The organism is Bradyrhizobium australafricanum (assembly GCF_020329495.1).
In the GTDB taxonomy this organism is placed as follows: Bacteria; Pseudomonadota; Alphaproteobacteria; order Rhizobiales; family Xanthobacteraceae; genus Bradyrhizobium; species Bradyrhizobium australafricanum.
Genome location: NZ_JAGKJL010000021.1, coordinates 84,232 through 97,415, shown reverse-complemented (window position 1 = coordinate 97,415; position 13,184 = coordinate 84,232). Strand labels below are relative to the sequence as shown.

Annotated in this window: 15 protein-coding genes; 6 read left to right on the top strand and 9 right to left on the bottom strand. The window is 59.2% G+C overall.

Going from position 1 to position 13,184, the window contains the following annotated elements:
- The first annotated feature begins 203 nt into the window (after positions 1 to 203).
- The 5 genes from J6525_RS20245 (at position 204) to J6525_RS46955 (ending at position 4,083) form a co-directional block, all read left to right on the top strand.
- Positions 204 to 1,217, top strand: coding sequence for a quinone oxidoreductase family protein (locus tag J6525_RS20245; protein WP_225646005.1), 1,014 nt, complete (start codon positions 204 to 206; stop codon positions 1,215 to 1,217).
- Positions 1,218 to 1,608: 391 nt separating this feature from the next.
- Positions 1,609 to 2,226, top strand: a complete 618-nt coding sequence (locus J6525_RS20240) for an HdeD family acid-resistance protein (RefSeq protein WP_225646004.1) — start codon at positions 1,609 to 1,611, stop codon at positions 2,224 to 2,226.
- A 652-nt stretch (positions 2,227 to 2,878) separates the two neighbouring features.
- Complete coding sequence (locus J6525_RS20235; protein ID WP_225646003.1) at positions 2,879 to 3,532, top strand: BON domain-containing protein; 654 nt, start codon at positions 2,879 to 2,881, stop codon at positions 3,530 to 3,532.
- 253 nt (positions 3,533 to 3,785) lie between these two features.
- Entirely contained in the window at positions 3,786 to 3,953 is a 168-nt protein-coding gene (locus J6525_RS47505) for an Hsp20 family protein (RefSeq protein WP_376708538.1), read from the top strand.
- Positions 3,889 to 4,083 (top strand): Hsp20/alpha crystallin family protein, encoded by a 195-nt coding sequence (locus J6525_RS46955; protein WP_376708537.1) that lies wholly within the window; start codon positions 3,889 to 3,891, stop codon positions 4,081 to 4,083. The genes J6525_RS47505 and J6525_RS46955 overlap by 65 nt, the downstream gene beginning before the upstream one ends.
- 84 nt (positions 4,084 to 4,167) lie before the next feature.
- Here the strand turns inward: J6525_RS46955 and J6525_RS47500 are convergent, their stop codons facing one another.
- From J6525_RS47500 to J6525_RS20190, 8 genes are all read right to left on the bottom strand, one after another.
- Positions 4,168 to 4,374 carry a hypothetical protein gene (locus tag J6525_RS47500; RefSeq protein ID WP_376708536.1) on the bottom strand — a complete coding sequence of 69 codons (207 nt, stop codon included), beginning with the start codon at positions 4,372 to 4,374 and terminating at the stop codon, positions 4,168 to 4,170.
- Positions 4,375 to 4,467: 93 nt separating this feature from the next.
- On the bottom strand, positions 4,468 to 5,655 hold the full coding sequence (locus tag J6525_RS20220) for a baeRF11 domain-containing protein (protein ID WP_225646002.1): 1,188 nt from the start codon (positions 5,653 to 5,655) through the stop codon (positions 4,468 to 4,470).
- A 91-nt stretch (positions 5,656 to 5,746) separates the two neighbouring features.
- Positions 5,747 to 6,184 carry an anthrone oxygenase family protein gene (locus tag J6525_RS20215; protein ID WP_225646001.1) on the bottom strand — a complete coding sequence of 146 codons (438 nt, stop codon included), beginning with the start codon at positions 6,182 to 6,184 and terminating at the stop codon, positions 5,747 to 5,749.
- Positions 6,185 to 6,220: 36 nt separating this feature from the next.
- A complete protein-coding gene (locus tag J6525_RS20210; protein ID WP_225646000.1) occupies positions 6,221 to 7,054 on the bottom strand; it encodes a universal stress protein in 834 nt (277 codons plus the stop codon).
- An 801-nt stretch (positions 7,055 to 7,855) separates the two neighbouring features.
- Positions 7,856 to 8,056 carry a DUF2905 domain-containing protein gene (locus J6525_RS20205; protein WP_225645999.1) on the bottom strand — a complete coding sequence of 67 codons (201 nt, stop codon included), beginning with the start codon at positions 8,054 to 8,056 and terminating at the stop codon, positions 7,856 to 7,858.
- A 21-nt stretch (positions 8,057 to 8,077) separates the two neighbouring features.
- Positions 8,078 to 8,806 (bottom strand): Bax inhibitor-1/YccA family protein, encoded by a 729-nt coding sequence (locus J6525_RS20200; protein WP_225645998.1) that lies wholly within the window; start codon positions 8,804 to 8,806, stop codon positions 8,078 to 8,080.
- 61 nt (positions 8,807 to 8,867) lie between these two features.
- Positions 8,868 to 9,497, bottom strand: a complete 630-nt coding sequence (locus J6525_RS20195; protein ID WP_225645997.1) for a hypothetical protein — start codon at positions 9,495 to 9,497, stop codon at positions 8,868 to 8,870.
- A gap of 322 nt (positions 9,498 to 9,819) precedes the next feature.
- A complete protein-coding gene (locus J6525_RS20190) occupies positions 9,820 to 10,059 on the bottom strand; it encodes a hypothetical protein (RefSeq protein WP_225645996.1) in 240 nt (79 codons plus the stop codon).
- Positions 10,060 to 10,284: 225 nt separating this feature from the next.
- Between J6525_RS20190 and J6525_RS20185 the strand changes: the two genes are divergently transcribed.
- Positions 10,285 to 11,997, top strand: a complete 1,713-nt coding sequence (locus J6525_RS20185) for a cation:proton antiporter domain-containing protein (RefSeq protein ID WP_225645995.1) — start codon at positions 10,285 to 10,287, stop codon at positions 11,995 to 11,997.
- Between the two features lie 118 nt (positions 11,998 to 12,115).
- Here the strand turns inward: J6525_RS20185 and J6525_RS20180 are convergent, their stop codons facing one another.
- The gene (locus J6525_RS20180; RefSeq protein WP_225645994.1) at positions 12,116 to 13,081 is read right to left on the bottom strand and encodes a TerC/Alx family metal homeostasis membrane protein; all 966 of its coding nucleotides are present in this window, start codon (positions 13,079 to 13,081) and stop codon (positions 12,116 to 12,118) included.
- Positions 13,082 to 13,184: the final 103 nt, after the last annotated feature.

Here is a 13,184-nt window from a genome sequence, read left to right as displayed (position 1 = left end):
CATCGCGCATGAATTTCGGGCGCGTTCTTCCACCCCGAACCCGCGATTGAAGGCCGTTAAGGTTGGTCCACGCGGCGGAACGACAGGGCGGCGCGGCGGGCTCACAGGCGGACCCTCGCATTTCCTTCCGAAATTGACCGACGTCAGCGTCGCTGCCGGCAATTTCCTCCATGCAGGCGGAAAGCCCACGCGAGATAGCCACCATGCTCGATCGTCCCCGCAATGCTTTGCTTTTTCGGCATCACACGATGCACGTCCCCCGCACCATGTTTGCGGCGGCCATAGACCGCTTCGGCGGACCGGAGGTGATCACTGGTCATGCTTTAGCGGTGCCGCCGCTGGACGCTGACGAAGTCATGATTGCCGTCGACACCGCCGGCGTTGGCGGGTGGGATGCCGACGTCCGGGAGGGGTTCTATGCGCCTCGCAAGCCGCATTTTCCATTGGTACTAGGCTACGACGGTTCCGGAATCGTCGTCTCTGTCGGCTCGCGGGTGCGACGGTTGAAAGTCGGCGACAAGGTCTATTCCTACAATTGGGAGAACCCGAAAGGCGGCTTCTACGCCGAATACGTCGCCGTGCCTGCCGACAAGGTCGCGCCGATCCCAAAACGGCTTGACCTGCGACATGCTGGCGCGATCCCGATTACGGGATTGACGGCACTGCAGGGGATTGACGACGCACTGAAGCTGAAGAAGGGCGAGACCATCATCATTCACGGCGCTTCCGGCGGCGTCGGAACGCTTGCCGTGCAATTCGCAAGACTTCGCGGCGCCCGGGTATTCGCAACAGCATCAAGCCAGGAAGGCGTGGAACTCGTGCGGGAGATGGACGCGCATGTCGTCGTCGACGGCAAGCGCATCGACATCGATGACCAAGCGCGCCGCTTCGCGCCCGACGGCGTCGACGCCATCTTGGCGCTCGTCGGTGGAGATGCGCTGGAGAAATGCCTGAACGTGCTGCGGCCCGGCGGCCGGCTGGCGCACCCGAACGGCATCGAGCCGGCCCCGAAGAAGCGGCGCGGCGCGGAATTGATCCGCTACGACGGCATTTCAGGCGTTCGCGAGTTCGAACGCCTCAACGCGGCGGCCCACGCAGCGAAACTCAAAGTTCCGATCGCGGAATGCTATTCCCTGGCCCACGCGCACAAGGCGCATGAACGTCTAGCCGAGGGTCATGTAGTCGGTAAAATTATACTTGCGATACACGTTTCGTAGTGGCGAGACATGTATCTCGACGCTCCGCGCGCCCAAGCTCGCCGACAGGAGGCAATTTCCACGCACCCGCGATTACATCTGCCACTAGATCAGAAATTGACCGATCGGAAATCGGCAGTTCGTTCATATTGTGCTGGACATCAGACAAATTTGGGGCGGGATAAAGCGTTTCCTTTTCCACCGGAAGCTTAGTGCACGCTTAGGAGAGGAATGCCGTGGTCTCCAGTTCGAGAACGACCGATAGAATTCCAACAATTTCGACTGAGCGGTCACCCGCGAAGATCGATACGGCCCAAAGGTGCACGGAAACATTTTTGACGCCCGTCAAGGCGCCCGTCATCCGGCACGCGCTAAGCATCACCAAAGGTCAATCAGATTGCGGGAGCATGTCATGACCAGCACGACGTTCACTGGCCCCTCGGACGCCAATACCGATGCTGCCACGGCAGCGCTCGCTCCAACCTGGTGGCTGTTCCTGGTGCGAGGCATTCTGGGCATCATCTTCGGATGTCTCGCATTGATCTTTCCCGGCCCGACAATGCTGTCGCTGGCGCTCCTGTTCTCCGCGTACATGCTGGTCGATGGCGTGGCCGGGATCGTCTCGGCGGTCCGCGCGATGCGCCGCAGGGGCCGCTGGGGATTTCTGATCTTCGAAGGGCTGGTCAATATCGCCGTGGGCATCGGAGCCCTCCTCTGGCCGGGCCTTACCGTGCTTGCCTTCGTGTTACTGGTTGCCTCATGGGCGATCGTCACCGGCGCGTTGATGACGGCTGCGGGTTCTCGCCTCAACCTGGAGCATGGCCGATGGTGGCTGGTCTTGGGTGGCATTCTGTCGCTGGCATATGGCGCGCTGCTTTTCTTCACACCATTAATCGGAGCTCTCGTTCTGACTTGGTGGATGGGCGCATACGCCATCGCCTTTGGCGTCGCCCTGATCATATTCTCGTTCCGACTTCGAGCGCGGCAGCAGCAGGCGACCAATCCTGCGGCCGTGGGCACGGTTGCCTAGCGGACCTGTGATGACGCCACGACGATCGAGCCATCAAAGTCACAAGAGCGGGGCCAAAGCCCAACTCCCCCGCGAAATTGAAACGACCCCGGCTGAGGACGAATTCGTCTTGATGAGCCTGATCGAGACGTTTCCGGCAAGCGATCCTCCCGCCTGGATACCTCTCACTCGTGTTGGCGTTCCTGAGCGACGGGCCAAATCCAAGTCTGCTCGAAAACGGCATTGGTGACCGGCACAATCTTTCCTGCAAGGTCGGGTAGGCTAAGAACCATCAACCTTCGCTCTGCGGTCCCCGATCGCCGCTCTTGGGCGTCGCCGATCGAATTGGCGGAGGCAAACAGGACGCGCTCGTGGCGGACACTCTCGAGCGCCCGCAAGCCGGTCTCCGCCTTGAAATTTGTACAGCGAACCGCTGCATATCGCACGCCTCTCGGCCGCCAGCCAGACGGCCGCAGCGCCCATTCACAATTTGAACCAACCGCTACTCGGTCGATCCTGCAAAGTGATTACACGAAGATCGCACCGAGAAACCTGCTGCGAAAGTTGATGAGCATCATGGCTGGACGTGTGACACCTCCTAGGATTTGCGTTGATCGGTAGCGTAATGACCCGCCGATCCCACAATCCGCATTGTACAGACCAGGAGCCAATCATGAGATCCGACCGTGAAATAGAACGCGACGTCCGCGAAGAGTTAAACTGGGATCCCGATCTCGATGCCGAGGACATCGCCATCTCAGTGAAGGATGGCGTGGTCACACTGGCTGGATTCACCAGAAGTTACAGTGACCGGCTGGAAGCCGAGCGCGCGGCGAAGCGCGTCGCAGGCGTGCATGCCGTCGCGAATGACATCGAGGTCCGGCTACCGTCGATTGATCAAAGGCCCGATCCGGACATCGCGCGCGATGCGATTGACAGTCTGAAGGCTCAACTGCCCCTTTCGCACGAAAATATCAAGGTCGTCGTCAAAGACGGCTGGCTGACCCTCGAAGGCGCAGTGGAATGGCAATACCAGAAAACCACCGCCGAAAATGCCGTACGAAAGGTTAAAGGGGTCAAGGGCGTGACTAACGTCATCTCACTGAAGCCCAAGGTCGAGCCTACAGACATTCAGCGCAGGATCCAAGAGGCGTTCAAGCGGAATGCGGAGGTCGATGCCAATCGCATCGCCGTCGAAACCCACGGCAGCGAGGTCATCCTGAAAGGCACTGTTCGCTCGTGGATCGAACGCGAGGAAGCTGAGCGTGTCGCATGGTCGGCACCAGGCATCACCCGTGTCGAAGACCGGATTGTGGTCAGTCCATAACGGCCCCGGCCTGTTATCCGCCCCGTTAGTTAACGTCTTATCGAGGCAAAAGGAGAGTGCCAAGGTCATTGGTTCCGTTTCGTGAGAGCGACGCACCGACGCGAGCGAATTTCAGACTGTTCGGCCAGCATTGAGTGATCGACGGGCTGTTCAACGAGCTCGTGCAAGCAATAGCCTCAAACGATGGCACGAAGTCGCTTACCCCTAACATCGAAATCACCGGACCGAGGAGGCCGTTGAGGTAACCGCTGAGATGCCCGGCCTTGAGGGCAAGGACGTCGAAATATCGATCGAGGATGATACCCTTACGATCCAGGGCGAGAAAAAGGTCGAGGATAATCAAAAAAGACAAGAACGTGCAGCACAGCGAGCGCATCTACGGTATGTTCATGTGTGTGTTACAGTTGCCTTCCGGCATTGATCCGTCCAGCGTCCAGGCAGCCATGTCCGACGGCGTCCTCAAGGTCACAATACCTAAACCGGCCAAGTCCATGCCGACGAAGATCGAGGTCGAGGACGCCTCGCAGGCGGAGGCCAAGAAAGCCGCCTGAGCCGGCAGCAGCGGACGCGTAGGTAGCACCTCCTCCTCGGCCAATGCGTCCCGCATACGATCGCCGACAGCCCATCGCGGCGCCTCACCCCCTCATTCCCGCAGAGTTTGCTTTTGCCACGAAGCAGAACTCCTGGTCAAAAGCAATTCGGATCCATCTCGGAACCACCAACTCTTGCGTCGTCGTGACGAAGGGAAGTAAGGCCAGATTGATCGAAAATGCCGACGGCGCGCCCGCGCCCACACCACCATGGTTGCGTTCCTCGACGATGGGGAAGTCCTGGTCGGGCACCGGCAGAGCATCATCAATCCGGAAAGCACGGACGCAGACAACGGAGGTGTCCGACCGAACTGTGGCGACACTTGACGGCGGCCTGACGGTGCTTCAATGGAATGCGTAGCGGAGGATGGCGGTCAGTGGAGCCCGATTCGGTAGTTCATGTTGCTTGGCGCCCATGACCCTAGCGCCGGTGGACAGCGCCCGCCGCGCGACTTCGTCAACGACGCTGTAAGTTTCGGCATCATCAGAAGCTGAATATGTCACGCTGCCATCGAAGTCGCTGACGAGACCCGGCACAACTGCATCAAGATCGACAACGAGCTGATCGATAGCACCTGCAGTCGCAGCATGCGCCGCATAGGAAACGTCAGTAGTTGCACGTCGGGGCTTGAGCTCGTCGTAGCGCGCGATCACAGCTCTCAATTCGCGGGAATAGAGACGGTCGAGAATCGGAATCGCTGTATCTCCCAGTTCGGCATCCGTCTTCCGGCCTGGGTTTCCTTCAATCGTCTCGTCGGCCAGCCTTGAATACGTAGTGACGGACCGGAACATCGACGCGAGAGGCTCCTCCGCCGCAAGAGCCAAAGGTGGTGCATTGCGTCCCGAAAGCAGACTGCGGATGGCGTGCTCGACCTTCCTGACATACTGGTGCAGCAGGACCTTTTCGCCTTCGAGGTTCTGCAGTTTGCCGCGCGGGGCGCGTACGTGAAATGACGGCCGCCGGGTCGCTTCCTCCGCGTTCTTGGGCAAGCCACGAACCTGCAGCCGTTCTGGCGGAAAATTGGCGAAGGCGTGAATTAGCCGAACGCTCTCCTCCGCCAACGCAAGCACGAAGATATCGTGCGGCGACGTCATGGCGCGGGTCAGCGGTGTTAGATGGAAGCGGTCCGCGACTTCGGCGAGCGGCTTTGGGGACTCCGGCAGGCGGAACGTTCGCATTGTCGCGGACGTGGTGAGCACCGCCAATCCAGTAGACAGGTAATGCCAGAACGAATCGACCGGGTCCGGCTTTCGACGCTGGAGCCTTCTGATCTTGTCTTCATCCTGGACATTGTGCTCTACACCCGCGAGGTGATCGAACTGCCCCTCGAAGGCAACGATCTTGCTGTTGTCGGCGCCGCCTGCCCTGAGCTGCGATAGCGCGTCCCTGGCCAAGTCCTTGAACACAGTACGGTTGAGCTGGGCGTTACTCCCCAAGGGAGATGTCGGCAGATACAGGGAAACGCAGGTCTCGCCCTTGATCTGCGCCAGCGTCCTGAACTCCTCCAACGTTGGAATATCGATATGCAACATTGGCCCTCGCCGGCAGAACCCTTCGCTCGCCTGTAGCTTTGAGAGACCGACTTTGGCCGAAGCGCGGTACTCTGACATTGACGGCGATCAATCAGGGCGGCAATTCCAACGCCCACGCGAAGACGCCACAGGCTGCGAATCCGATCAGCGCGTATCCCCATTCCAAGAGCCCCCAGTCCCGCATAAGCCTGCGCAGCGGCGAAACCGGTTTTCCGATTCGAACGGCAAACAGCCAGACGTTCACTGGCATCATTACAAAATAGGTATACGGCCAGCTTGCCAGAATAGTAGTGCCCCCAATGATCCACCGAACGTCGCCACTCTGCCTGAACTGTACAAGCGCGATTGCGGCCGACAGCACGGCCACACCCGACAGCACCAGCGTGCCGCGCCGATTGCTCAGTTTCCATTCCTCGATCATCGCACGAGTATTGAGCCTGAGTCGCGCTGGCTGCTCAACGAGGCCGATGTAAACCGTAGCGCCGGAAAAGGCCGCGGCGACAGCAAATGCGTAAAGACCGAGCCGCATCGATCTCACTCCTGGCGCAGGCGGTTGTCGTACCCTTCAATGCGACATGAACACGGGCACCGTCATCGACTTCATCATATCGTGGGTCACGCCACCCAGAATGACTTCGCGCAGCCTCCCGTGACCGTACCCCCCCATCACGATCAGGGTCCCGGAATTATCTGCGACATAGGAAAGGATCGCATTGGTAATATCAGTGTCAGGGGTCACAACAGTCGCGATCTCGACCTTGACGTCATGATGCGCGAGGTGAGCCGCCATCTCAACACCGCGGACTTCCTTGTTCTCTGCGTTGGTCTTCCCGTTCAGCACGATCAAAAGATCCACAGCCGTCGCGTTCGCGAGCAGCGGCAACGCGTCGCTGAAGGCGCGTGCCGCCACGCGGCCGCCATCCCAACAGCACACCACGCGATCGAGCTTCAACCCGTCTTTCTGGACGTAAGGCACAACAATCAGCGGACGCCCTGACTGGAACAGCGCGGTTTCGATCATGTCATCGTTGTTCGCGCGAGACGGCTCGGATTGCATGAACACGCTCAGATCGAAGCGCCGAGCCAGGGCCGCAAAGATCGCGGGCGCCTCCGCCCCTATCGTCCTCAGCAAGCGGTGCTCTGTTGAAACAAGGCAACGCGCGGCCGCCGCATCGAAGCGTTCGATCGCGGCGAGCGCAGATCTTTCACTGCTCGCGACCATCTGGGCCAGGACATCAGGCGGAAGCTCCATCACGGGGTAACCCGGAAACTCAGGGGAATATGCGAAGGCAACACCGGCAAGGTGGGTGCCAAACATCTCCGCAATCGAAATGGCAAACTCACCGGCCGGATCGCGGGTTACCTGATGCTCGAGATTGATGACAATGTCCTTGATCATCGAACCGTTCCAGCAAATATACGATGCGCCCCCTGAGCGCAGTCTCAAGACTCACGGCGTAACGGGCATTGATGACGATCAATCGGCGGGCCGCAGTTTTAACGGTGCAACGTAGCATCGGAACGATACTCACTCCGACAGATCAAGGAGAAACCTGACGTCACCCCTCGCCAGGGTTCCCTTGCCGGACCGCCTCCCGAACGTGAGAGTATCAGTAGCAATCCTCGATCCGGCGAACTCGCCACCTCCAACCGTCCCAGAAGCGTTCACGCCTAACACGACAGTACGGCCCGAAATCGACGGGCTCATAGGCGTAGCTATAGTAGTATGGCTTCGGTGCGGCGAGTGCGGCGCCAATGAGTGCGCCCGCCGCCAGGCCGCCGACGACCGGAGCGACAGGAAATCCATGACGCCATCGAGCGTCCGCCGAGGTTGAGCTTGCCACCGAGCCGACGACAACGGTCGCACCAACCGCGAGTGCAATCATTGTTTTCCTCATCATGAGACCTCCGCTTCTTCACTTGTGACGAATCAACTGCCCGGTGTCCGAGATCCCGGACGCCAGCGCGCAGCGACGCTGACTCTAGCCGCCTGGAAAATGGTCCACATTGGCGTCTGTCAAGAATCGCTTGCCGCCTGTGTCGCTTCGCCCTGCAACGCTGTACAAAGACAATTGGGAAATTGATGGTCGTCAACGCGGCAGGCCGCGCGTCCACGTCGCCGCCGAGCGCGCACAGGCGACTGCTGCAAGTACAAGTGTCGCATGGGGCCGGCATACTGCCCGTTAGCTCCGACGCCGCGTCAACGGTTCGCGACCCAAAGAACGAGGCTGAACACCAAGCTGATAAGTATACAAGTCATCAGCGGGAAATAGAGCGTCGTGTTTCCCCGCTCGATGACAATGTCGCCGGGCAGCCGCCCCAATCCGAGTTGGCTCAGATAGGGCCAAAGCAGGCCAACCGCCAGGATCAGCGCGCCTAGTAGGATCAGAACACGTGTCATCGCTATCAATCCGTGCGCCGCCTAATTGTCGCGGCGGTGACCGAACAATTGGAGCAGCATCATGAAGAGGTTGATGAAATCAAGGTAAAGTGCCAGTGCGCCAAGCACGGCCTTCTTGCCGGCGATTTCGCCGGTATCGGATTCAAGATACATCTCCTTGATGCGCTGTGTGTCGTAGGCAGTGAGGCCTACGAACACGATGACGCCGATGATCGAGATAGCGAACTGAAGCGCGCTCGATCCGATGAAGATATTGACGAGGGATGCGATCACGATACCGATCAGCCCCATCATGAGAAACGATCCAAAGCGGGAAAGATCGGCTCTGGTGGTATAGCCGTAGAGGCTCATCGCGCCGAAGGTCGCCGCCGTGATGAAAAACACACGCGCAATCGATTCCCCGGTGAATACCAGGAAGATGCCTCCCAGCGACAGCCCCATGACGGCGGCGTAGAGCCAGAACAGCAGCATCGCCGTTCCTGCGGCCATACGCTGGATCCCGAAGCTCAAGAGCAGTACGAAGCCGAGGGGCGCCAGCATAACAAGCCAAATCAATGGCGTCGCCGCGATAGACTGGTAGAAACCGGAGGCCGCGGCCAGGTAGGCCACGAGGCCGGTCAGCGCGAGGCCACCGGCCATATAGCCGTAGATGCGCTGCATATGGGCCCGCAAGGCGGCGTCGATCTCGGCGACCGATGGTGGAAAGCCCGCGTCCCGTGACTTGCGAGCATCAAAATCATAATAGCTCATGGCTTACTCCTGTGCGGTCGACTGATCGAGCAGCCTTGAACGTCAGTTGCCGATAGGCCTGCTAATTCGTATGCAAAGCGCGCTCGTTCCGTACCTGGTCAGCGCTATAGGGCACGGCGTTTGGATCGAACGCCTGCCAGCCCGACCTGCGGTATAGCTCGCAGCGTTCCTGAAGCCTTACCGCTGACCGGTTCATAATCGGCTCTATTCGCGGCATATCGGCCGGAGGCACCCGCGCGGCGACCAATGTTCCTCCGCGGCGAACGCCCTCGGCAAAGACGTGCGCATCTTCTTCGCTGATGCCGGCGTTGGTCAGCGCTCCCAGCAGGCCGCCGGTAACGCCACCGATCGCCATGCTACCCAACATCGCTGCAAGCCATCCCACGCCCACCACGGCGCCGATGCCGGGAAGCGCCAGCATTGTAACGAGACTGGCAGCGGTCGCCGCCGTTGCGCCGATTGCGGCTCCAACGGCCGCACCCTCGAGCTTTCCGTCGCGGGCGGTGTCGCTGCTCGTAACCTGTTTCCGCAAAGGCACAACATTCGTGCTCTCGGTAGCTCTGTACCAGGTGTCGGAATTGTTCGAAATCACGCTAGTCTCCGAAGGCGGCAGACCCGCGATCGCAAGCGCGAAGATGACCCGGCGTGCGTCAGCATGTGAATCATAGAGGCGGCAGATAGTGATTGGCATGACACGCTCCCGTTGCGTGAAAGTGCCACGGATCGGCCACTTGCGGATTGGCAGGTAGCACCACTATTCTTGTCAATTGCGAAGAAACGTCACCTTGACGAGCGTCAACGGAACATGGCGGATTTCGTCGAGTTGTGCGCCTACCGTTGGTCTCGCTTGCGACGCTGAGGATTCGCTTGCGACGCTGAGGAGTTGCGTTGGCCAGAGACGAGCGGTGCGCCCCTGCGGAACAATCGGGCTGTCTTTGCGCTCCACCTTCACGAGAAACGACCTCACCGCGCCTAACAGCGTGTTCCCCAGCGCTCACGCTGCAGCAAAGCAATCATCTGCCGGCGGCAATCTCGCAGGATCCGGCCGACACCGCCATTTGGACGGCTGCCTGCCAGTCTTGCCACGATGTCGGATCGACTGGCGTCCCGTCGGCCCACTTCAAGCTACCGAGCAAGAATGCGATCTGCTCGACCGGCCTACCATGGCGACGCCAAACGGCCTCGAGAAAGATCCGGATCGCGTCATAGCCTTCAATCACCGTAATAGTGTCGGTTGCTTTGAACGTGGCCATATTCAGTGACTCCGAGTTGCGCCCGTCATGCGGATTTTCTGCTGCGTGGCGCAACGGTCATAGCCCTCGGGGCAAAATGCTTATCCTTCATCCGCCTCGTCACATTGACGGTTGTCAGCCGCTGAGCGCTGAAACATTTTTCTCCGATTAGCGGAACTTGATGCTCATCACGGCAATGACAAATCTGGACAACGAACTGGGGGGCGAAGCGCATCGGAGCTGCGCATGGCCGACGACCTATTGATCAAGACACTAATCGTGATCCTTGCCTCGGTCTGCGCCATCAGCCTGGTCGCGCGTCTGAGATTTGCGGCGGCCGGCGGTTACCTGCTGGCCGGCTTGGTAATCGGGCCACACGGTTTGCAACTCATCACCGCAAGCGATGAAGCAAGATTTCTGGCCGAGCTCGGCATCATTTTCCTAATGTTTATGGTCGGCCTCGAGTTTTCGCTCTCGGCAATGATTGCCGCACGCCGCGACGTTTTCGGCGCCGGCAGTCTGCAAGTCGGGTTCACCGTTTTTATCGTGACGGGAATTGCGACGCTTTCGGGTGTGAGCTTATCCGGCGCGGTGCTGCTCGGTGGTGCAGTTGCGATGTCATCGACCGCCATCACGCTCAAGCAATTGGTCGATCAGGGAGAGGTCAGCAGCCAACAAGGCCGCCTTGTGCTGGGAATCCTGCTCTTTCAGGATCTTGCTGTCCTTCCCTTTCTCGTCGTGCTGGGTGGGTGGCAACCAGGCGGTGGGCCGGAACCGTTGGGAGCACTGCGCCAGCTCGCAACAGCGACGATTGCACTCGGCGCCGCGGCTTTCGTCTGCAAACCGGTTTTTCGCACGTGGCTTACCTGGGTTGCCCGGACCAGCTCGGCGGATCTATTTCTGCTCACCGTTCTGTTGCTCGCGCTCGGTACGGCGTTCGTCGGACATGTCGCCGGTCTTTCCGGGCCGATCGGAGCATTCCTCGCCGGTATGGTGGTCAGCGAAAGCGACTTCCGTCATCAGGTAGAGGACGATATCCGACCCTTTCGTGACATCCTGTTGGGCCTATTCTTCGTCACCGTCGGCATGGAGGTGGATCCCTCAACCGTGGCTGTGGCGCCCATGACCGTCCTCGCATGGATAGCCGTATGCCTGCCAGGAAAGGCCGTCGTCGTGATCCTGGTTGGTGCAATCATGCGCTGGCCAGCACCGGTCGCAGTGCGAGTTGCCCTTATTCTAGCACACGGCGGAGAAGCCGGTTTACTCCTACTCACACAGGCGGTGCGAGTGAATGCCCTGGAAGCGGGCGTTGGGCAGCCGGCTCTGTTGGCCCTAGCGGTCACCATGGCGCTCGGTCCAATGCTGATTCAAGCGAGCTACCGATTTGCAGAACTCGTTCGCGGAGCATCACATCGCCTCAAAGCACATGCCGAAGAGGCTGCCATCCGCCAGGAAAGCCGAGATCTCAGCGATCACGTGATCCTGTGTGGCTGTGGACGCGTGGGCCGTCCAGTGGCGCTCGTGCTGGAGGCAGCAAAGGCTCCGTACATTGCGATCGAGTCTGACTTAATGCGCTTTCGCAGGGCAAAACAGTCTGGACACAAGGTCGTCTTCGGCGACGCGGGCCGCAAACGGGTTATGGAAGCTGCCGGCGTCGCCCGAGCGCGCCTCGTCGTGGTAACCTTCGATCGACGTCATTTGATTGAACGCATTCTTCACTATGTGCGCCAGCAAAATCCAGCGGCATCCTCCGTCGTAAGTGCTGCCGATGATGAGGGAATCTCATCGCTGGCGCTGGCGGGCGCCAGCACCGTGTTTCCAGAGAACATCGCGGCCGGCCTCGCGCTGGCTGACCAAGTGCTCCTTGTTTGCGGTTTCTCCCAGGATGATGCCGCACGCATCATCACTGCAGTTCGAGCCGAACTCCATCCGGAACTGCGTGGGCACGTCGGCCGCTAAACCGCGAGATCCCATACATTGGAAACTAGACCAGCCACAGGTCCAGCCCGCAACGTTCGGCAACACTATAGCATAGCCCATGCTGACGCGCTGTTTACTCTCGCTGCGCTCGATTTCCCTAAGTGCAATTTGGCGCACGCCTCCCAAAGAGCAACGATGCAATGACCCCGCTTGCCAAAAGGATCGCTACGGCACCGAGCGTAAGGAACATGCTGGTCGGTCCTTCAACGAGAACGTCTTTCAGCAGTAGCTTGATCCCGATCAGCACCAGGAGCAGCCCAAGCGAGGTTCTGAGATAGCGAAACCGATCGACGGCTCCGGCCAGCGCGAAATAGAGCGAACGCAAGCCGAGCAGCGCCATGATATTGCTCGTGAACACCAGGAACGAATCGCGCGTGATGGAAAAAATCGCCGGAATGGAATCCAGAGCGAAGATCAGATCAGACGCTTCGATCATGATCAATGCCAGCGCAAGCGGCGTAAGGGCCAGCTGCCCTCTTCGCCTCACGACAAATCGTTCACCCGCGAATTTCGGGAAGACAGGAAAGAAACGCCTTATCCATATTATGATCGGATTCTTTTCAATATCCGGGGGGTGTCCGACCAGTCCCATCCTGACACCGCTGACAATCAAGAACGCGCCGAAAATGTAGAGAATCCAGTCGACACGCTCGATTAACGCGGTGCCGGCAAGAATCATCGCGGCGCGCATGATTACTGCACCCAAGATTCCCCAATATAGTACGCGATGCTGAGACGCGATCGGAATGCGGAAGTACGAAAAAATCAAGACGATGAAAAATAGATTGTCCAGGCCGAGCGATTTTTCGATCAGGAAGCCTGTAAGGAATAGAACCGCGGCCGCTCGTCCGTCTGGTTCACTCCCGGCAAGATCAAGCCCGCACCAATGATTCTCATAGAGAAAAAAGATCACGACATTGAAAGCGAGAGCGACGGTGATCCACCCCGCGCTCAACATCAGCGCCTCCTTGAAGGCTATCGTGCGAGCCTCGCGATGAAGTACACCGAGATCCAATGCCACCAAGAAGAATACGAAAACAATGAATGCCACCCACAGCCACATCAGGAACTCTCCAGATTCCGAAGACTCTTAAGTGGTGGTGCCGCGCCTCCATTTTGTGCACTTACCGGGCCAATCCTACGGGGTCCCGTGCGCTCCGCATTGA